The sequence below is a fragment of the Bacteroidota bacterium genome (assembly GCA_013696965.1).
Lineage (GTDB): Bacteria > Bacteroidota > Bacteroidia > JACCXN01 > JACCXN01 > JACCXN01.
In genome coordinates this window covers 1-24,332 of sequence record JACCXN010000022.1, presented here as the reverse complement: position 1 = coordinate 24,332, position 24,332 = coordinate 1, and the positions used below count along the sequence as shown (strand labels likewise).

General features: G+C 37.1%; 3 protein-coding genes. All 3 read right to left on the bottom strand.

Features of this window, described 5'->3' with window-relative positions:
• Positions 1-8: 8 nt before the first annotated feature.
• Entirely contained in the window at positions 9-5,654 is a 5,646-nt protein-coding gene (locus H0V01_03995) for an amino acid adenylation domain-containing protein (protein MBA2582534.1), read from the bottom strand.
• 6 nt (positions 5,655-5,660) lie between these two features.
• Positions 5,661-22,682: a non-ribosomal peptide synthase/polyketide synthase gene (locus H0V01_03990; protein ID MBA2582533.1), complete on the bottom strand. Its 17,022-nt coding sequence runs from the start codon at positions 22,680-22,682 to the stop codon at positions 5,661-5,663.
• Positions 22,683-24,332, bottom strand: a 1,650-nt coding sequence (locus H0V01_03985; GenBank protein ID MBA2582532.1) for a hypothetical protein, incomplete at its 5' end; no start/stop codon positions are given. It abuts the gene before it with no gap.

Sequence of the window (24,332 nt, the reverse complement as noted above, 5' to 3'; positions counted from 1 at the left end):
TTCTACGTTTAAAAATCAACTACTCTGATTTCCTGTTTTTCTGTTTCAGCAGAAGTATTATTTTTGCTGTCAACAAGCGCTGCAAGCTGTTCGATTGTTGATTTATCAAACAAATCACTAATTTCCACTGCTCCTGGAAATACATCCTCAATCGATTTTAATAGCTTGACAATTTTTAGCGAATTTCCTCCCAGTTCAAAGAAGTTGTCTTTGATACCGATTGTATCCATTTTAAGCACCTGCTGCCATATTTTTACCAGTTTCTCTTCTGTTTCGGTAGAAGGCGGAACAAATTCAGCGGTGGTAATAATATTCCCTTCGAGTTTGATTTCCCTGAGTTTATTAAGGTCTGTTTTCCCATTTTGAGTAAGAGGCAAATCCTCCAGTTCAATAAAATAAGCAGGAACCATATATTCCGGCAATTGTTTGCCTAGGTACTGGCGAAGGTCAGCAGGGGAAATTTCCTGATTTGCAACAATGTACGCACACAAAAATTTATTTCCTTCCTCATCTTTTCTATCCAAAACTACAGCTTTTGTAATGTAAGGATGGGTTTGCAAAATAGATTGTATTTCACCAAGCTCAATCCTGAATCCTCTTATTTTTACCTGGTGGTCGGTTCTGCCAAAAAACTCAAGGTTTCCATCAGGCAACCATCGGCCTATATCTCCTGTGCGGTACATCAACTGCCCGGGATTAAATGGATCTGGAATAAACTTTTCTGAAGTTAACTCCGGCTGATGTAAATATCCTTGGGCAAGATTGGCTCCGGAAGCAAAAATTTCTCCTTTTACGCCAATTGGTTGCGGCTTGTAATTAGCATCCAGCACATAAACCCGGGAATTGGAAACAGGCTTGCCTATTGGGATATTAGCATATGCTTGGTTAACATCATACACAGAGGTAACGCAGGTAAATTCAGATGGCCCATAATTGTTTATGATTTTATATGGGGTCGGGTTCCATTTCGACAGTTTGTCTCCTCCAATATTAAGTACCCTTAAGCTCTTATTTTCTAAAAAGATAAACTGCTCTGCCACTGGTGTGGGAAGAAAAGCGATAGTGATGTTATTGTGTTCGAAATACTGATTCAGCCTCACAAGGTCCAGGCGCAGGTTATCAGGTAGTATATGAAGCGCTGCTCCCTTCACAAAGTAAGGGAATGTTTCAATGATTGACGCATCAAATCCAAAACCAGCATATTTAGTACCCTTGTCTTGTTCTGTTAGCTGGTGATACTTGTTGTGCCAGTGAATGAGGTTGTTCAGGGCTTTATGTTGCACCACAACTCCTTTTGGAAGCCCGGTAGAACCTGAAGTATAAATTATATAAGCTGAGTCATCTACTGTATTTATATTTTTGCAAACACCATTGCCCTGGTAGATTTCCTGCTGTTTAATATTGATTAAAACGCCTTTAAAATCATCCACCATTTCTGACTCCAAATCAGTAAGCAGTACTTTTGAATTGCTATCCCTTAACATATAGGAAATTCTTTCAGCAGGATAAGATGGATCAATTGGCAAATAAGCAGCCCCGGCTTTTAAAATTGCAAAAATGCTTATCATCAGCTCGTTTGAAGGCGAGGAAATAATGGAAACAACATCGCCACGCTTTACTCCTTTTGCCCTTAAAACCTGGGCTAAATTCCCTGTTGTTTCTTTCAGTTCTTTATACGAAAGTTGTTTCTCTCCAAAAACAAGTGCAATGTTATCAGGTGTTTTTTCGGCCTGCTCATCAATTTGCTCGTGCACAGTTTTCCCTGTTGGGAAACTTGCTGCAGTCTGGTTAAAATCAACCAGCACCTGCTGTTTTTCAGCATCGGATAAAAGCGCTATGTCTTTAATTTTAATTGCAGGATTAATTGCAATCTCTGAAATTATGTTGGTGAAATGATTTGAAAATCTTTTAATTGTCGTCTCTTTAAAAAGATTTGTGCTGTATTCAATAGCTATGCAAATTTGATTTTCTTTTTCTGCTCCACCAAAGGTTATATCAAATTTCGAACTCTTGTTTTCAAAGGAATATTGATTGATTTCAAGCCCGTCAATTTTCAACTGCTGTTCATCTGCTTCACCATAAGTAAACATTGTATCAAACAATGGATTGCGGCTTGTATCACGCTTTAACTTTAACTTATCAATTAGATTTTCAAACTGATATTCCTGGTGCTCAAAATCTTTCAGTACTTTTTGCTTTAGTTCTCCTAAAAATTCTTTAAAAGATTTATCTGAAGCAACCGAATTACGCAAAGCCAGTGTGTTTATAAAAACACCTATGATATTTTGCAACTCAGGGGCAGGTCTGCCTGCTACAGGGGTACCAACTATAATATCCTCCTGGTTTGCCCAGCGGGAAAGCAAAACCTTATAAGCAGCCAAAAGAACCATATACAAAGTAGTGCCGGTTTCCCTGGCAATTTTCTTAAGTGCAGCTGTTAATTCTAAACTTAGCTGAAAATTTATATGTGCCCCATCAAATTTTTGTACTGCAGGCCGTGGAAAATCAAGGGGAAAATCAAGAAGGGTTAGATCATCAGAAAAACGTTCCAGCCAATAATTTTCGAGCTTTTCAAGCTTACCGGTATTTGTTAACTCATCCTGCCAAACAGCAAAATCTTTGTATTGTATTTCAAGCGGAGAAAGTTCTTCCTCTTTATAAAACGCAAAAAATTCCTTTACAAGAATCTCCATTGAAACTCCATCTGAAATGATATGATGCATATCAAAAAACAGGATATACTTCTCCAGCTTAATTTTCAACAACTTCACTCTCAGCAAAGGTGCTTTTGATAAATCAAAAGGCTTTACAAAATCTTTAATCAGATCTTCTATATTATCCTCACTTGCCTCTTCTACTTCAATTTTAAAATGAACATCTTCATTGATAATTTGAACCGCATTATCATCCTTAAATTCAAATGTTGTTCGGAATGCCTCTTGTCTTGCTATAAGCTGTTGAAAAGCGTTTTCAACTTTAGAGATATTAAGATTTCCTTCAATTGAAAGAACGCCCGGCATATTGTAAGTAGTCCCGGTTCCTTTAAATTCATTTAAAATGTACATTCTTCTTTGGGCTGCAGAGAGTGGGTAAAAGGCTCTTTTTTCGGCAGGACGTATGGCTGCATATTTGGTTTTTCCTGCTGAAGAAATATATTCAGCCATATTTTCAACCACAGGTGTATTAAAGATAAATGCAAAAGGCACTTCTACCTCCATCTCTTTATGGACGATGGCTATAAGTTGTGCTGCTTTTAATGAATGTCCACCTAAGTCAAAGAAATTATCCTGTACTCCTATTTTCTCTATTCCAAGAACTTCCTGCCAGATTTTCACAAGCTCCTCCTCTATTTGATTACGAGGGGCTACATAGGCTGCACCTGTGAATTGTGTTTCAGGCTGAGGAAGTGCTTTGCGATTTACCTTACCATTACCTGTTAATGGAATATTGTCCATTGGAATAAACCAGGCAGGGATAATATAATCCGGTAAGCTTTGCTTTAAGTATTCACGCAGCTCTCCACTGTTTATAGCAGATTCTGTTGATCCAACAATATACGCGCAAAGATATTTCTCTCCCTTTTCATCTGTTCGATCTATTACTACTGATTCTTTTATTGATGGGTGCTTTTGTAAGCAGTTTTCAATCTCACCAAGTTCAATTCGGAAACCCCTGATTTTTACCTGGTGATCAATTCTTCCAAGGTATTCCAGTTCACCATTAGGCAAATATTTAGCAAGATCACCTGAGCGATAAAGTTTTTCTCCCGCTACAAAAGGATTATCTATAAACTTCTCCCGGGTTAGTTCAGCCCTGTTTAGATAACCACGCGCAAGCCCTTTTCCTCCAACACAAAGCTCACCTGCAACACCTATTGGCTGCAGATTCTGAAATTTATCAAGTACAAAACAACTCAGGGTAGGAATAGGAACACCAATATTACTGATTGCAGCATCAATTTCCTTTTTGGTAATTTCTTTATAGGTTACGTGTACGGTAGTTTCTGTAATACCATACATATTAACAAGCTTTGTCTCCGGGTACTTTTTCCTCCATTGGCTTAACCTTGCCGGATGCAGAGCCTCGCCTCCAAAAATCACATAGCGTAGTTTAAGTTCTTTAGATGATGAATTTATTTCTTCATTTATAAAATTATAAAAAGAGCCGGGGGTTTGATTGAGGATTGTAACCTGCTCATTTCTTACCAACTCCACAAAATCAGAAGGATTCTGAGCAATTTGCTTTGGTACAATCACAAGCTTGCCACCAAACAACAATGCTCCATACATTTCCCATACAGAAAAATCAAAACAATAGGAATGGAACAGCGACCAAACGTCTTTCTCGTTAAAATCAAAAAGATTTTGCTCATTGAAAAGCAACCTCACCACATTGTAATGCTGAATCATCACACCCTTGGGATTTCCTGTAGATCCGGATGTATAAATGATATAGCAAAGATCATCAGGCTTATTAATATATTCAGGATTTGAAACAGGAAAAGAATGTATCTCTTCATCTTCAATACCAGCCACAGCAATGTCATTGTGAATTAGATTTTTGTACTGCTGTTTTGTTAAAACAAACTTACAACCACTGTCAGAGAGGGTATAACTAATTCTGTCTGCAGGATACGCAGGATCTATGGGAAGGTAACTTCCTCCTGCTTTTAAAACAGCAAGAATAGAAACAATCATCCCTTCACTTCTGTCTGTTAATAATCCTATTATATCATCGGCCTTAACATTAAATTTTTCTTTAATAAAATGTGCAAGCTGATTGGATTTCTCGTTAAGCTCGCGGTAAGAAAACTGTTTACCATCACAAATAAGGGCAATGTTATCCGGGGTTTTTAAAACCTGCTCCTCAAACAATTCGTGAATCAGTTTATCGGGATATTTACAGGAAGTATCATTGAATTCTTTTAAAAGCTGCACTCTTTCAGTGTTTGAAAGAAGCACAATGTCCTTTAAAAGTGTATTTAATCCGAAGAATGAAGCTAAAATGTTTTGATAATGGTTTGAGAGATTATTAATAAACCAGGATTCAAAAACATTGGTATTATATTTAAAAATTATGGATATCTCATCTCCGCTCCTCTTAATATCCAGCAACAAATCATAGTTAGTTTCATTAATATGGATTGGGTGAATATTGGTAAATGAAGCTGCAACATTAGTTAAAGCTTCTAAATTATTTCCAAGAACTGCAGCAACAGGAAAATTCTGATATTTATAACTTTCGGTGGTAATCTGCTGCATACCGATGAGCAAATCCTTAATGCTCTTTTCCTGCTCAACTTGCTTAATTAATGATATTTTATCTGAAAAGTGATCGCCATTAATATTATTGAATATCGGTGTATCAACAATAATTGTTGCCTCACCGGTATAACGGGAAAGCAAGCTGAAAAAGCCGGTTAAAAGCGTCACAAATACACCTGTGTCACTACCTTTTACAAGGCTAATTAAAAGATCAGAAGTAGTTTTATCCAATACTATCTGCTGTTCTGCATAAACAGCAGTTTCAGCAGTTGAAATTTTATTTCCAAAGGAAAATCCGTTTTCAACAAGCTTAAGTCTCCCTTGCCAGAACTCCAGGAATGGCTTATATTCTTTAGATATAAAATGTGCTTTATCGATATTTTTAATCATAATCCTTTAAAAATTGAAATCAAATGATGCTTCAGAAGTGTTTTCATTAGCCACATTAGCGGTTTTTTCTTCCAGTTCAATATCTGAAATCTGTTTATTTAAACCTGAAGCAAATTCATTTGCTATTTTAATCAGTTGTTCTGAAAGGTTCTCTACGGTAGACTTCTTGTATAAGTCTGTGTTAAATTCAAAACTGAAATCAATGCCATCCTCTGTTTCAAATCCATATAACCACAGGTCATATTTTGCAAATTTCAGCTCAGTTTCAAGGCTCGAAATAGTAATAGAATTTACCTGGTCTTTCTGTAAATCCTCATAATCCTGCCAGGTGATGCCAATATCAAAAATCGGTGAACGGCTGGCATCACGCTTAACCTTTAAATCTTCCACCATTCTGTCAAATGGATAAAGTTGGTTTTCGTAAGCCTCAATGGTAGTTTTTCCAACTCTTTCAACAACTTCCTTTAAAGTATCCGTCCAGGATATTTTATTTCTTAAAGGCAAAGTATTAATGAAAAACCCTATCTGATTTTCAAGATCTTTATGAACCCTTCCGGCCACAGGTGTTCCAATAATAATATCTTCCTCCGCAGTTTGTTTGTAAAGCATAACTTTAAATATTGACTGAACCATCACAAAAGTACTCACATTTGAATCTTTAGCTGATTTCTTAATGGCTTCAGTTAATTCATTAGAAAATACAAAGCGATGGAAAGCTCCATTAAAAGTTTTTACAGCCGGACGTGAATAATCAATATTTACCTCAAGTACAGGCAAATTATTATTCAATTTTTGTTTCCAGTAGTTTCTGTAAATTTCAATATTTCCTGCTTCCATTAAGGTTTCCTGCCAGGCAGCGTATTCTTTATAGTGCACTTTGAGGTCTTGCAGCGGATTTTCCTTTTTACTACAATAAGCATCATACAGGGTAAACAATTCTTTTGTAAGCACACCCATAGACCAGCCATCACTTATAATGTGGTGCATTGTAAAAAGGAAAATAAATTTTTCAGCTTCCATTTTAATCAGCGAAGCCCTTAATAATGGCCCTTTCTCTAAATCAAAGGCAGTTTTAACTTCATTTTCTGCATAAGCTTTTACAAGCTCATTCTTATTAAGATTTGCTGAAAGATCTTCTTCTTTGATTGCAAAATTTAGCTGCTTGTGAATTTTCTGTTTTGGTACGCCATTTACAGCAATAAAAGTGGTTCTGAGCGATTCATGACGCTGAATTAAAGTATCAAAAGCTTTTTTGAAAGCAGAGATATTTAGTTCTCCATCCAGCACATAAGCCATTGGCATATTAAAAGCAGAAGCCGCTCCTTCAATTTTATTCATCAGCCAAAGGCGCTGCTGTGCAAAAGAAGCCGAATAATACTCCTGTTCCGGCAATGAAATAATTCCCGGAATTCCCTTAACCACTCCTTTATTTTGTATAACAGAAGCAAGATCTTCGATGGTAGTATAAGTAAATAAATCTCGGAAAGTAACACCGGCATTTAATTGCTCTCTTATTCTTGCCAGCACCTGTGTTGCTTTTAGTGAATGCCCTCCCAAATCAAAGAAGTTATCTTTTACGCTGATTTTTTTAACTTTTAAAATTTCTCTCCAGATTTGCTCCAGTTGCTGTTCTGTTTTATTTCGCGGTGCAATATATTCAGCACCGGTATCAACAACTCCACCGGGTAATGGCAATTCTTTTCTTGCAACTTTTCCGTTAGAAGTAAGCGGTATTTCATCCAGTTTAATGAAGAATGATGGAACCATATAATCCGGAAGTGGACTTCTTAAATGATCTCTCATTTGTGAAGTTGTTACAGTACTTCCATCTTTTTCTACAATGTAGGCGCAAAGATATTTTTCTCCCTTTTCATCTTCCCTATCTATTACCACAGCCTGTTTAATTGCAGGATGGTTATCGATTGCCTTTTCTATTTCACCCAGCTCAATTCTAAAGCCCCTGATTTTTACCTGGTGGTCTATCCTTCCCAGGTATTCAAGTTCTCCGTTATCAAGCCATTTTGCAAGGTCACCTGAGCGGTAAAGTTTCTCTCCTTTGATGTATGGATGAGGAATGAATTTTTCCGCAGTAAGTTCTTCTCTGTTTAAATACCCTTTGGATAAGCCTTCTCCACCAACACAAAGTTCACCTGAGACACCAACTGGCTGAAGATTTTGGTGCATATCCATTATATAGCAGCTTAGTGTTGGTATAGGAATGCCAATATTACTGATACCGGCAGCTATTTCCTTTTCTCCAATTTCTTTATAAGTTACGTGAACAGTAGTTTCTGTAATTCCATACATATTCACCAGCTTTACTTCAGGATATTTTTGGTGCCAGCCTTTTAATCGTGAAGGATGCAAGGCTTCTCCGCCAAAAATTATGTATCGTAAATGGGGATCTTTTTCACCACGCTCCTGCTCTGATCTGATGAAATTATAGAAAGCACCGGGGGTTTGATTAAGCACCGTTACCTTATGTCGTGCTGCAAGCTCAACAAACTCAGGTGGATTCTGAGCCGTTTCCTTTGGAACAATTAATAATTTCCCTCCATACAATAAAGCTCCATACATTTCCCATACAGAAAAATCGAAACAGTAGGAATGGAAAAGGCTCCAGGTATCATTAGCATTAAAATCAAAAAGATTACGGTCGTTAAATAACAGTCTTACCACATTGTGGTGGCTTATCTGCACACCTTTGGGACGGCCCGTAGAACCTGAAGTATAGATAATATAGCAGCGATCATCTGGCTGATTAACCAAAGGTAAATTTTGCTCCGGCTGATCTTTGATTTCTTCAGCATCAGCAAGAACTATCTGGATTTCATTTTTTATTAAATCTTTTAAATCTGAGCGGGTAACAATTATTTTGCAACCACTGTCTTCAAGCATATAGCCGATTCTGTCTTCTGGATAATCAGGATCAATCGGAAGGTAAGTACCTCCGGCTTTAAGCACTCCCAGAATAGCCACCAGCATCCATTCACTGCGGTCCACAAGTAAACCGACTATTTCTTCTCTTTCAACTCCGCAATTGATTCTTAAATGATGAGCCAGTTTATTTGATTTTTTATTCAGCTCATCATAGCTCATACTTCCGCCATCCCAGATGATTGCAGTATCATTCCCTCTTTTTAATACCTGTTCTTCAAAAATTTCCTGAAGCATTTTTCTTGGAAATGCAGCTTTGGTATCATTGAAAGAATAAAGCAGGGTTTCTTTCTCCTGCTCTGAGAGCATTTCGAGCTTATTTAAAGCCTTTTTGGGATCAGCCAGGGAAGCGGAAAGTAAATTCGTAAAATGCCTTAGCAACTGATTAATTGTGTCTTTTTTAAAGAGTTCTGTGGCAAAAGAAAATTCAATTTCAAAATTATTTTCCTGCTCCTGAACGTCCAGCTTTAAGTCAAACTTTGCTATTTTATTTTCAAATTCCGGAACAGAAATTTCCCATCCATCTACCAAAAACTGCTCTTCCTGTTTTACCTGGTAGTTAAAGAAAACATCAAACAAAGGATTACGGCTGATGTCGCGCTTTAATTCGATTTGTTCAACAAGGTCTTCAAAGGGATAATCCTGGTTATCTAAGGCTTTTAAAGTATTTTCTTTAACAGAAATTAAAAAATCCTCAAAAACAGATGTCGAATTTGGATGGTTTCTTAAAGCAAGTGTATTTACAAACATACCTATCAAAGAATGAAGGTCAGCGTGTGAACGACCTGCAACAGCTGTACCTACAACAATATCATTTTGATTGGTGTAGCGGTGAAGCAGCACGTAGTAAATGCTTAGAAAGAACATATAAGGTGTTACACCTTTATTTTTACAGAATGCTCTTATCTCTTCTGAAGTACCTGAATCCAGCAAAACACCTGCATTATCTCCTGAAAAATTCTGTATTGCAGAACGGGCAAAATCAGTAGGCAAATCAAGCAGCGGAACATCATCTTTAAACTGTTCTACCCAATATTGCTGTTGCTTTTGAATAGCCCCGTTATTAAACTGCTCAAACTGCCAATTTGCAAAATCTTTATATTGAATTTTTAACGGCTCAAGGGCCTCATTACTGTAAAGCGAAACGAATTCCTTTACCATTATCTCCACAGAAACCCCATCAGAAATTATGTGGTGCATATCAAAAAGCAAGAGGTTATCTTCGTCTCCAATATTCACCAGTGACACTCTGACCAATTGAGCTTCAGAAAGATTGAAAGGACGAACAAAAGCATAAATTGTTTGTTCGATTTCCTTTTCAGATGCATTAAGATATTCAGGTTTTAGCAGTAAATTTTCCTGAACAAGCTGTACCGGTTCTCCATCTCTTAATTCAAAAGTTGTTCTTAATATCTCGTGTCGCTGAATCAGCTGATTTAATACCTGTTCCAGTTTGGTTTTATCAATTATTCCTTTTACTCTTAGCGCAAAAGGAATATTATAGGCTGTACCTTTATTATCTTCAAATTGATTGATAACAAACATCCTGCGCTGTGCAGCTGAAACAGGATAAAAAGGACTTTCAGGATAAGTTGGTATGCTTTCATTATTAACTTCTTCTGCTTTTTCAATAAAATTGGCAATCCCTTCTAAAGTAGGGTTTCTGAATATTTCCCTCAAGGAAATTTCCACACCCATTTGAGCCCTTATTAGTGAAACAAGTTGTGCGGCTTTAAGCGAATGTCCACCTTTATCAAAAAAATTATCTTTAATACATACCCGATCTATTTTTAAAAGCTCCTTCCATGCAGAAGCTACTTTTAACTGAATTTCTGTTGCTGGTACAATAAATTTAACCTTGCCAGTTTCTTCCATAACTGGTTCTGGAAGTGCCCGCCTGTCTAGTTTACCATTACGGGTAAGAGGAAGTTTTTCTACAGCCATAAAGTATGCAGGAATCATATATTCAGGCAGCTTATCATTTAAATATTTTTTTACCTGATCAAAATTTGCTTCTCCTCTCATAACAAGATAAGCTACCAACTGCTTATTATTGTTTTCCGGATTCCAGTCAATCACAGATGCCTGTTTTACATAAGAGCATTCCATAAGACACTGCTCTATTTCACCCAATTCAATTCTGAAGCCCCTAATTTTAACCTGGTGATCATCACGACCCAAAAATTCAATTGTTCCATCTTCCAGCCACCTGGCTATATCACCAGTAAAATATAGCTTTTTTCCGTCCTTAAATGGATGCGTAACGAATTTTTCAGAGGTAAGTTCATGTCTATTCAAGTAACCTCTGGAAAGTCCGTCTCCTCCAACATACAAATATCCTCTTACTCCTATCGGTACTGCCTTTCTTTCATCGTCCAGAATATAAACCTCAGAGTTGGCAATAGGAATACCAATGGGTACAGCACCTTGATATGTTTCAACAATATTATGCGCAGTTGAAAAAGTAGTGTTCTCCGTAGGGCCGTAGAAATGCACTAGCTGCATTCCTGGATATGCATCCCTCACTTTGTTGACAAGGTGTGTCAAACAACGGTCACCTCCAAATCCTAAATAATTTAGCCCTGAAAAAGTTTCAATATGTGCATCCGCAAGCTGATGGAAGAAAGAGGTTGTAAGCCATAGAATATCTATTTTGTTTTCATTTATGATGGACTTGAGTTTTTTAGGGTCAAGCATATCATCCAGGCTGCACAAATGAAGCTCAGCACCGTTGAGCAATGCTCCCCATATTTCAAAGGTGGAAGCATCAAAGGAAATGGATCCTGTCTGAAGCAGCTTGTCTCCCTCCTTTATGGAAATATAATTGGTATTTTTCACAAGGCGTACAACAGCCTGATTTTCTACAAGCACTCCCTTTGGCTGACCTGTTGTACCTGACGTGTAAATAGCATATGCTAAATCTCGGGGACCACTTATTGTTGATGGATTGGGATAATCCGTATCGTAAATTGATTCGGAAGAGAGGTCAATGATTGCACCTTCAAATGAAACCGAAGGAAGTTGCCCATTCACTAAAAGCGCTCGGGCATTGCAATCATGAAGAATAAATTGTATCCGTTCAGCCGGATAATCCCCATCAACCGGTACATAACCCGCTCCCGCTTTAAGAACACCTAACATTCCTATGATTGTTTCAACAGACCGGCTTGTTATTATAGCAACAAGTTCATCCATCTTAACCCCTTTTTTCAAAAGCTGTGCAGCTATCTGATTAGCACGCCTGTTGAGTTCGGCATAGCTTAGCTTATTGCCATCTAAAGAAATTGCGAAAAGGTCAGGGGTTTTCAGCACCTGTTCCTCAAATAGCTCAACAATTGTTTTTTCTTTTGGATATGGAGCCCTTATACATGAAAATTCTTCAGTTACTTTCTTTGTTTCCGCATAAGTTAACAGGTTAATAGCAGCAATTGTTTTGTTGGAATCAGTAACAACTTCAGCAATGATCTGTTCAAAATGCCTAAGCATTCTTTCTATTGTAGAATGCTTAAATAAATCGGTCGAATATTCCATGTTCAGCAGCAGGCCTTCACTCTCTTCTAATGCGGAAAGCGTTAAATCAAATTTGCTGGTATAGTTTCTAAGGTCGTATGGCTTGAATGAAATTCCCTCAATATTCTGATCCGCAGTATCCATATTCTGCAGCACGAGCGTAACATCAAAGAGAGGGTTACGACCAAGGTTTTTTTCAATCTTCAGCTTATCCACAAGCTGTTCAAAGGGGTATTCCTGATTTTCAAATGCATCAAGCGCATTTTCCTTAACCTCTGCAATTAGCTGATTAAAGGTTTTATTTTTTGCAGGCTGGTTACGAATAGCAAGCGTATTGACAAACATGCCCAGTACAGGTTCCAAACCGGGATGATTACGACCAGCCACCGGTGAACCTACAATTAGATCTTCCTGTCCGCTGTATTTCGCTAAGAGAATGTTGTACACGGCAAGCAGGCCCATGTAAAGTGTGACCTCATTCTGCTGAAGAAGGTTTTTGAATTTATTGAGCAGTTCTTTGTCAATAACCGCCTCTGCTCTGTCGCCCCGGAAACTTTGCTCTCTCGGTCGCGGCAGATCATAAGGAAGTTCGAGCACCTCGGGCAGATCTTCGAATTTATCGAGCCAGTATTTTTCCTCCTTAAGCAGCCTTTCATTTTTATATGATTCTTTTTGCCATACTGCATAGTCTTTGTATTGCACTGCAAGAGGCTCAAGTGCTTCACCGCGATATAATTTTATAAAATCTGTTGTTATTAACTGCATTGAAGTTCCATCAGAAATAATGTGATGCATGTCAAAAAGCAGCAGAAAATGATCTTCTGTGATAGAAACCAGCCCTGCCCTTAAAAGTGGGGCCTGTAACAAATCGAAAGGTCGGATAAATCTGCTAATTGCCTTCTCTGCATCTTCAACCGAGGTTTCTATCTTTTCCAGGTTGAAGGAAACTTCTTCCCCTACTTTCTGTAACAATTCAGTACCGGACATTTCAAAAGATGTACGCAGGGATTCATGTCTACTGATTAACATCTGAAATATTGCTTCCACCTTTTGCCTGTCAATCCTTCCGTGCACCTCCATCACATTCGGCATATTATAACCAGTACTTTCCGGGTCAAACTGGTTGAGCAGGAAGAGTCGCATCTGTGCGGAAGATACAGGATATTTACCGGCACCTCCTACTGAAATTAATGTATTTAAAGCACTCTTTGAGGATTTTTCAATATATGCTGCAACTCCCTCAATTGTCGGTGTTATAAAGATTTGCTTTAACGGCAGATTTCGCTGAAATTCTTTATTAACTCTTGCAACAAAAGAGGAGGCTTTAAGAGAATGTCCGCCCAATTCAAAAAAGTTATCCGTAACGCCAACCTGCTTAACATCCAGTAATTGCTGCCACATTTGAGCAAGTTTTTCTTCTGTTGTATTTCTAGGGGCAACATAAACAGTTGAGGAAGAAAGGGCCGTTTCATCAGGTGCAGGCAAAGCTTTTCTATCAACTTTACCGCTTGGTGTCATTGGAAATTTCTCCAGCTGAACAAATACTGCAGGAATCATATGCTCAGGCAAGTGCTTTGACAGGTGGTTTCTTAGCTCGGTTGAATCAAGTGATTTACTTGATATTACGTATGCTACCAATCTTTTTAATCCATCATTATTCTCAGAAATAGTAGCGGCAGCAAGTTTAACTTCCGGATAAGCAAGTAAACCTGCTTCAATTTCAGAAAGTTCAATACGCATTCCACGTATTTTTACCTGCCCGTCTTTTCTACCCAATATCTCCAGTTGTCCGGAAAGGTTTAAACGACCTATATCACCACTTTTGTAATATTTCTTATTTTCAATAGTTACAAAAATCTTATCATTTTCAACAATATTCAGATAGCCTTTTGTGAGCCCCGGACTATGCAAAATGACTTCTCCTGCTTCAAGAGCATCAGCTGTTTTCCCTGATGAATTTAAAATTATTATATCTGTATTATTAACTGCATTTCCTGCAGGCAATGCTGCTTTGGTTACAGCACTGTTGTGAGTAAATAAATTAATAGTAGTTAAACTATTTTCCGTGGAACCGTAACTTACCACAAAGGTGGCCAGAGCATTGGTTATCTTTTTAAATTTCTCAAAATCTTCCCTAGTGGATGCCTCTCCGGTCATTTTTAGTATACGAATTCCGGAAAGAACTATATTTTTTTCTGTTACCTCATCTGCAAACTGCCTGAAAACAGTTGGTACAGATTGCCATACTGTAATCTTATTTTCGTTTGTCCAATCTGACAGCTCATTTATTGTAATTCCACTTTTTAATGAAAGCGGCAGGTAAGAAGCTCCCGAGAAAAGAGCAGGAAATAATTCGTGATTGAATGAATCAAAACAAACCGAAGAAAAACCTGATAATTTATCCTCGGCTGTAATACCAATCGCTGCTGCATAAATAGAGGCAAAATGCAAAATTCCTTTATGTGTTTGTGAAACTCCTTTTGGCTGGCCGGTACTTCCGGAGGTATAAAGCACATATGCCTCATCTTCCGCATTTACTTTAACAATGAAATCTTCTGCACTTTCTAAAAGATAAGCTGCTTCTGATTCATCTAAGCAAATACTGTTTTTATTTAAAAGCTCGTTTGCAAGTGATTTATTTGCTTTATCAGTTATGATTGCAACAGGCTGCGATTCTTCAACAATAAATTTCAACCTGCTAACAGGATATGCAGGATCAATGGGCACATAAGCATTTCCTGACTTTAAAACACCCGTAATTGCAACTGCTAAAAACTCATTGTGCTCCAAACAAATAGCAACTCTTTGTTTTGTCCCAAATTTAGAAAGATGCCTTGCAAGCTGATTTGAAATTTCATTTAAATCCGAATATTTAAATTCTGTAGCAGCTGTTTTAAATGCCACATTAGATGCATACTTTTTAAAGCAATTTTGCAACACTTCAGGAACTGTTAATTCGTCCTTATACCATTCAACCTCCTGATAAGGCAATGGAGTGTTTTTAGTTATATGAGTAGAAATATCTTTTACTGCAACAGAAGAATCCTCTGCTAATTGTTCAAGTATTTGTTTAAATTTTTCAGAAAACGCCTCTATCGTCTGAGGAAGAAAAAGTTCGTTTTTATATTCCAAGGTAAGTTGCAAGCCGTTGTTATACTCTGATGCATAAACATTCAGATCAAATTTTACTTTGTTGTTGTGATGTTCAAAAGATGATTTTGATTCTGCTAAATCCCCGTGATTTTCTCCATCAAGATTTAGCATATTAAAGAATACAGAAGTAATCGGGAAACGGTTGATATCTCTTGGGATTTTCAGATCATCAACAAGCTGTTCAAAAGGATAATCCTGATTTTCTAAAGCCTGAAGCGTATTTTCTTTAACGGCTTTAAGATATTCCTCAATATTTAGCTCTGCCGAAACCTGGTTTCGAAGCACTACAGTATTTAAAAAGAAACCTATTAATCTTTTCAAATCTTCGTGGCCACGGCCTGCAACGGGCGTTCCGATAATAATATCCTGGGTATTACTCAAGCGCTGCAACAGTATGTTAAACCCTGAGAGCAGCACCATAAACAAGCTGGAATTAGAACTTAAAGCAAGTTTATTCAGCTTATTTTTTAGTTCATTGTCTAATACAAACGAATACCTGCTTCCTGAGCCTTTTTTTGCATGTGCGTAACTAAAGTCATAAGGAAGTTCCATTACTGGAAGCTCGCCCTCAAGCACTTTATGCCAATAATTTTTTAATGCATGCAGGTTGCTTCCAACGATCTGCTCCTGTTGCCAGGAGGCATAATCTTTATATTGAATGCGAAGAGGCGCTAAAGGGTTCTCCTGTTCACTTTCAAAAGCGCGGTAAAGAGCAACAAGTTCGTTTTTAAAAATATTCATCGACCAGCCATCACTCACAATATGGTGTATATTGAAGATCAGGTGCCAGGTATTTTCTTTTTCTTTTACAAGCGTAGCTCGCAGCAACAGATCCTTTGAAAGATCAAACACAAAATCACATTCGTTTTTATAAAGAAGTTCCGTCTTTGCTTTTGAATTTACTTCATTGCTAAAATCAAGCATATTGAGCTTAAAAGAAAGCGCTTGATTTATTTTCTGTTTTGGCTGCCCTTCTATCTCAACAAAATTTGTTCTGATTGCCTCATGTCTTTGTACAACTGTATCAAATGCTTTCTCCAGTATATGCGGTTTTACAGCTTCATTAAAGGTGAATAAATCAGCCATATTATAATCCACAGAATTTCCGTGGATTTTATCCAGCAACCATAATCTTGTTTGTGAAGGCGAGAGTTGGTAATATTCCTGTTCAGGTACCTGTGAAATCTCTTTATAATCAGATTTTCCAAGAGTTGCAGCAATAGCAGCTATTTCTCCTGGTGTGGGATTTTTAAAGATTACTTCAATTCCTAATTTGATGCCTAGTGCTTTATTTATCACCGAAGACAAAATCATTGCCTTTAGAGAATCTCCGCCACAATCAAAGAAATTATCCTCCACTCCAATTAAGGAGGCTTTTAGAACAGTTTTAAATGCTTCACAAGCTGCTTTTTCTAATTCTGTTGAAGGTGCTTTGTATTCTTTTCTTTTAATAACTGAAAAAGGTTCTGGAAGTGCTTTTCTATCCAGCTTATCGTTAGCCGTTTTTGGCAGTTTTTCCAAACGTACAAAATGTGCAGGAACCATATAATCAGGCAAGCTAGCTGTTAAATTTTTCCTGATTATTTCAGATGAGATTTCTTTTTCTGAAACATAATATGCAACCAGATATTTAGATCCCTCTGCATTTGTTTTATCAATTACAGCAACTTGTGAAATGTTTTCAATTGCTTCTAATTTATTCTCTATTTCGCCAAGTTCTATCCGCTGCCCTCTTATCTTAACCTGATTGTCAATTCTTCCCAAAAAAGCAAGGTTTCCATCAGGCAGCCATTTCACTAAATCTCCTGTTCTGTAAATTCTTTCATCGGTTTGTTTAAGAAAGGTAAATTTCTCTTTTGTTAATTCAGGGCTATTTAAATATTCTCTTGCAAGCCCTATGCCTCCGATGCAAAGTTCACCAATTGCACCCTCAGGCATCAGGTTAAGATTGTTGTCAACTACAAAAAGCCTGTAATTAGGAATGGGTTTTCCAATAGGTATTTCTTTTTCATCTCCATTAAGCGTATACCAGGAAGCCGTGATAGATGCCTCAGTAGGCCCGTAACCATTAATAATTTCAATTTCAGGTAAAAGTTTTTTGCAGTCACTTAATTTTAAAGTATCACCCCCAACCCAAACTTTTTTCAGATTCCCTTTAGTAATGGCATTTTCATTTATATAACTTAAAATAAGTGGTGTGCCTTCATAGAAGGTTAACTTCCCGGATTCAACAATATCTATAAGCTCATCAAGATTTTTTCTGTCATTTGGAAGAATTAAAGTAGCACCTATACCTAAAGAACAGAATATTTCATCAACACTTACATCGAAAGAAACAGAAGCGTGCTGCACAAAAGTATCCTCGGACGTTAAACCTAAAAGTTTTGGCAGAACATCAACATAATTAGCAATTCCTCTATGCTCGGTAATTACTCCCTTTGGTTTTCCTGTTGATCCTGAAGTAAAAAGAATATAAGCCATATTATCGGCTGTGCATCTTGCTTCCGGATTTTCTTTTTTGCCGTTAAATAATTCAGCATTAGCCTCTAAAGAAGAGCCACTAAAAGATATATCAGAAGCAAAATCAGGTGAGGTAATTAATACTTTGGCACCGGAATTATCAAGCATATATAAAGCCCTGTCTGCCGGGTATTCAATATCAATAGGAAGATAAGCCGCTCCGGCTTTTAAAATACCAATAACACTGTAAATAAATTCAGGCGATGATTTCATTCTCAATGCCACAACCTGTTCAGCGCCTACACCACCTTCTATAAGTTTATGTGCAAGTGCGTTGGCTTTTTCATTTAATTCCCTATATGATATTTCATTATTGTTTCTGATTAATGCAGTTTTATCAGGATAAGATTCAACCACATTATTAAAAAGATCAAGCCAGGTTAAATCAAATGGTTTTGTAGCACCACCGGAAAGAATGTTTAACTGATGCTTAATTTCACATTCAGATAATATTCCTGCTTCTGAAATCTTTAATTTTTCATCTTGTAAAAAAACTTTTAACAGGTTCAGGTAATGCGCTGCAAAATTTTCAACTGTTTGCTTTTTGAATATCCTGGTACAGAACTCCCAGCATAAAGTATAATTTTCACCTGTTTTTAAAACTTCCAGTGAAAGATCAAACATAGAAGTCTTGTGATCTGTACTTTCTAAATGCTTAACTTTAAAATCTTTTGTTGAAAAATCAGCAGTAACATCTTCCAGAAAAGAAAACATATAATCAAACAATGGATTTCGGCTGGTATCTTTTTCAAGCTGCAGTTGCAGCAGTAATTCTTCAAAAGGATAATCCTGATATTTTAAAGTATCTAAAACTTCATTTTTTGTATTTGAGAGCAATTCTTCAAAAGCCCCTGCCGGATTTACTTGATTTCTTAAAGGCAGTGTGTTTACAAACATTCCCTGTATATTTTGAAGATCCTTATGTGTACGACCGGAAACAGGGGTTCCTATACAAATATCATTTTGACGGGTATATCTGTGGATAAAGGCATAAAAGACAGAAAGAAAAAACATATATGGGGTAATCCCATTTCTTTCAGTAAGGTTTTTAATAAGCGCTGCATCATCCTGCTTTAAAGAAATTTTTAGTAAATCTCCTTCAAAACTTTGAGATGCCGGTCTTTCAAAATCTGCGGGTAAATCAGCGCGGTTAACATCTTCAGAAAATTTATTCTTCCAATATTTTTTATGCTCAGAAAAACCTTCATTTGAAAGGTTATCAAATTGCCAGCTTGAAAAATCTTTGTATTCCAAAACTTTACTTGCAGAAAATACTCCTTCATACCTTTGGCAGATTTCTTCCAGTAAAAGCTGAATAGAAACGCCATCTGAAATTATATGATGAATATCTGTGGCAAGAACATATTCTTCTTGTTCCAAATTTATCAGCGCAATTCTGATTAATGGTGCCTGCGAAAGATCAAAAGGCTGAATGAAATTATCTAATATTTCAGGAAGTTCAATTTCTGAGCAATTAATTTTAACAACTCGAAAATCTAGTTCCTGATGGATAATCTGCACAGCTTCATTTTCAATTAATTTAAAGGAAGTCCTTAGAATTTCGTGGTTATTGATGGTTTCTTTAACAGCAGTTTCAAACTGATTAATATCGATTTCACCAACAAGTTTAAAAACTCCTGAAATATTATAACTTGTTCCAACACCTTCAAAGCTGTTTAAAACAAACATTCTTTTTTGAGCAGAAGACAAGGGATAAAACTCTTTTTTTTCTGCAGGTTGAATGGAAGAAAATTTCTGAGTTCCTGAATTTTCAATAAATGCCGATAACTGGCCAATGGTAGGCAATGCAAAAACTTCTCTTAACGGAACTTCTTTATCAAGAGCTTTGTGTATACGAGATACAAGCATTGTAGCCTTAAGTGAGTGTCCGCCTAAATCAAAAAAGTTATCTTTTAAACCAATCTTCTCAACACCTAAAAGCTCCTGCCAAATAAGAGCCAGTTGCTTTTCTGTTTCCGTTGAAGGCTCAACATATTCTGTTCCTGTTGCAAGACCACCTTCCGGCTCAGGCAGAGCTCTTTTGTCCACTTTTCCGTTTGGACTAAGCGGTAATTTTTCAAGTGAGCTAAAATAAGCCGGTATCATATATTCCGGAAGGCTTTTGCCCAGGTACTTCCTTATTTCATTTAAGCTTAGTTCTTTTTGAGCAACAATATATGCTGCAAGTTCTTTAACTCCTGAGTGAATTTCCTTTACAATTACTGCTGCCTCTATTATTTCAGGATGGTTTAAAAGATTACTCTCTATCTCACCAAGCTCTATTCTAAACCCTCTGATTTTTACCTGTCCGTCAATTCTTCCAAGGAACATAATATTTCCATCCGGCAGCCATTTGGCAAGATCTCCGGTTTTATAAAATACTTCTCCCGGGGTAAATGGATTTGGCAAAAACTTCTCCGCAGTAAGGTCCTGGCGATTTAAATATCCCCTTGCTACCTGTACTCCACCTAAATATAACTCACCAGCAACTCCCACAGGAACAGGATTTCCTGCTTTGTCTAAAATATAAGCTGTAGTATTTGCGATAGGCTTTCCAATGGGTGGAAGTGTTTCAGACAAATTATCTTTTCCACAAAGGCTATAACTGGTAACTACATGCGTTTCTGATGGGCCATACTGGTTGTGCAGATACACATCAGGTCTTTTCAGTAAAAACTCTTTAATACCTGCTGATAATTGTAATTGTTCACCGGAAGTTATAATGTGCTTTAAACTCTTTATTTTATGCAGATCCTTATTTACAGAGAATAAAAGATTCAATGCAGAAAAAGGAAGTGTAAGTAATTCTATTTGTTTCTCATCCAGAAGTAATGCAAGGCGGTTCATATCCTGACGCATATCATTATCAATAACATGCATTGTTCCTCCTGAAATGACATTATAAAGCATCTCTTGCACAGAAACATCAAAACTTAAAGATGCATATTGGATAGAAGTTAAACCGCCTCCAATGCCGCTTTCCCTGAGCTGCCATTCCATAAGGTTATACAGGCAGCGGTGGGTACAGGCAACACCTTTGGGTTTTCCGGTAGAACCAGAAGTGTAAATAATATATGCTAATTGATCTGCACGAGGTAATTGAAACGGTGCAGGCTTTTCTTCATTATCAGGATAATTAGCAAGAGAAGTTATTTCAACTATTTTTCCTTTATAAAAAGAGAGTTGAGCTTTAAATTTTTCTTCAGATAAAAGCACTTTAACCCTGCTATCCTCCAGCATATGCTCTATTCTTTCCTGCGGATAATTCGGATCAATTGGAAGATAAACCCCTCCTGCTTTTAAAATTCCAAGTAAACAAACGAGCACCTGCTCTGAACGCTCAGGCATCACGCCAATAATTTCCTCAGGCTGAATTTTGTAGTTGTTCAGCAGGTATGAAGCCAGTTTATCAGATAATTTATCTACCTGCTGATAGCTCAAACTTTTATCATCAAAAACTACAGCAACTTTTCCAGGTGTTTTTAAAACCTGTTCTTCAAATAATTCAAGTACAGATTGCTTTGGATAAGTAACAGTTGTGGCATTAAAATCCTGCAGTATCTGTTGTTTTTCTTTTTCTGAGATTATACTGATTGCAGCAACTGAAACATCAGTATTGGCAAGTGCTTGGGTAACTACAGCAAAAAAATGTGTTTTAAGCTGATCCATTACAACAGTACTAAAAACTGCGGCATTGTAATCAAAATGAACGGCTATTTCTTTGCCGGGCATAATCATTACAGTAAGGTTGTAGTTGGTTTGCTCGAATAATTCTACATCACCAATTGTATAACCGGATTCCGGATCGCTTATTTGTTGAAGCTCCTGCTGAAGCGGATAATTTTCAAAAACTAAAATATGGTTGATTAAATTTTGCCTTTGAGTAGTAAATGACTGCACCTCTGCAAGTGGGAAATAAGCGTGTGCGTCTGATGCTCCGGCTTGCTGCTGCATTTTTTTCAAAAGCTGCGAAAGGGTTTCATCCTCCCCGCAGGCAACACGTACAACAAGCGTATTTATGAAAAGCCCCACCATTGATTCCACACCATCAATTTCTGTAGGTCTTCCGGAAACAACAGCTCCAAAAACTACATCATCAGAACTATTGTATTTTTGCAAAAGAATTGCCCAGCAAGCTTGTAAAAGTGTATTTAAAGTAACACCATTCTTCTTTGCCAGGCCCTCAAGCTTAGCAGTGGTTTCAGTATCAAATTTTAAAGAAACCTGTGCCCTTTGGTAAGCTGATTTAGAAGTTTTTGATAGCTCAGGAAGTACAGTTTGTCCTTCGTATCCTGCAACATATTCTTTCCAATATTCTGAAGCAGATTTCTTATCCTGCTTTTCAAGCCATTTTATATAGGTACTGTATGGTATAGGTTTGGAAAGCCGGGCTGCTCTTCCGGCTTTTTTAGCACGGTAAAGCTCCATAAATTCCTGAAGTAGAATTCCCACACACCATCCATCCATTAAAATATGGTGATGGCTCCATACAACGCGCCAGGCATCATCAGCTGTTTGCAAAACAGCAAGGCGCATCAGTACATCTTCAGATAAATTAAAACCTTTTACAACATCTTTTTCACAAAATTCACTAATTGCCTTTTTTTGTTCTTCAGGAGATTGTTGCCTTAAATCTTCAAAATAAAATGCAGCTTCTAATTCCTTTAAAACTACCTGCAGCGGACGTGCTACTTTTTTATGAACTATTACAGTTCTAAGCACATCGTGCCTTTTGAATAATTCGTTAAGACTGTATTTGAAAATTTCAATATCAAGATTACCTTTTATTAAATAAGAAGTTTGCTCAAAATAGGCAGTAGATTGAGTTTCAAGCAATGCGTGAAACAACATTCCCTCCTGCATAAGAGAAAGCGGGTAAAGGTCTTTGAGATTTTGCTTGCTGATCATTTATCCAAAAATATTTTCTAAATCGTCAAGGGCTATATCGGAATAACTTAAATCGCTTGGGGTGATCTCAGTTTCTTCTTTATTAATACAATGATTGATTATGTTCTGTAAGTGAATTTTGTAGGCATTTACCAGGCTGCTGATAGTTTGTTCCCTGTATTCTTCCGAGCTGTAGGAAAATTCCATAGTCAGTTCTCCGCCTATCACCATTCCATTTATATCTATAGAACAGCTTCTTTTGTTTTCAGGACTAACAGTTTCTGAAAGCGTTAGAGGTGTTATTTCAAAATCTGATTTCTCCTGATCGTCAAACTGCCCCAAGTAATTAAAACTAATTTCAGGCTTTTGATTTAGCTGTAGTCCTTGTTTTAAATCAGCAGATGTAATATGTTTTAAAATGCCATAACCAATGCCTTTGTTTGGAATCTTCCGTAACATTTCCTTGGTAGTTTTAATACAAAGAGAAAGATCCTCTGAAGAAGCTTCAAGCAAAACAGGATAAAGAGAAGTAAACCATCCTACAGTTCTTGTGATATCTAAATTATTAAATAAATCTTCTCTTCCGTGCCCTTCGAGGTTAATTAAAACCTTTCCTGTTCCTGACCATTCTTTAACTGCAAGCCCAAGAGCGGTTAATAAAAGATCATTTACCTCAGTGTTATATGCGTGGTTGGTGTTTTTTAGTAAATCTGCCGTCTCTTCTTTTGATAATTTAAGACTTATGTCTTTACTATGTTTATACAGATTTTCTGCCGAGGTATTATCTTTTGGAAGTTTAAATACTCCGTTTGTTTCAAGCTTTTTCCAAAAATCAATTTCTTTTAATAAATCATCACTATTGGCATAATTTAAAAGCTGATCTGCCCACTCTTTGTAAGAAGTAGTTTTTGGAAGCAATGCTACAGATTGATTTTGCATTGCAGATTGGTAGAACATCATAAAATCCTCCATCAATATTCTCCAGGAAACACCATCTATAACAAGATGATGGATAACCAGCAGCAAATGATCGCCTTCCGGAGCTTTAAAAAGAATTGCTTTTAAAAGCGGGCCTTTTTCCAGGTCTAAATTTCGCTGTACTTCCTCCGCGCTTTGCTTTATTTGCTGTTTTGTATCTAAAGAGTCGATCTCTGCAATATCTAAAGTAAAATGTTTGCCTTGCAAGCCGGTATTTATCTGTTTTACCTTCTCCCCTTCTTTTTCAAATCTCATCCTTAAAACATCATGCTGCTCCGTGAGTTTTGCAAGGGTATTTTCAAGCAACTGATGATTGAACCTGTTCTTTAAAAAAAGCACTGCACCCTGGGTATAATACTGCGGCTCAGCAAGCTGCTCCTGGAAAAACGAATGCTGAATCGGTGTTAAGAAAACCTCTCCTTCAACCGGTCCCTGCTCAGCTTTCAATTGATCCTGCTTTAACAGGGGCGCTATATTTTCAATGGTTAATTGCTGAAAAAGATCTTTCACATCCAGTTTATATCCAAACTTCTTTAGCTTAGATGCAACCTGAATTGCTTTTATTGAATCTCCTCCCAAAGAGAAAAAATTAGAATCCACACTCAATTGTTTTGCACCCAAAACTTCTTTCCAGACTTCTGTAAGAGCCTCTTCTTCTTTGTTTGATGGGGCTTTATACTCTTTATCACCGGC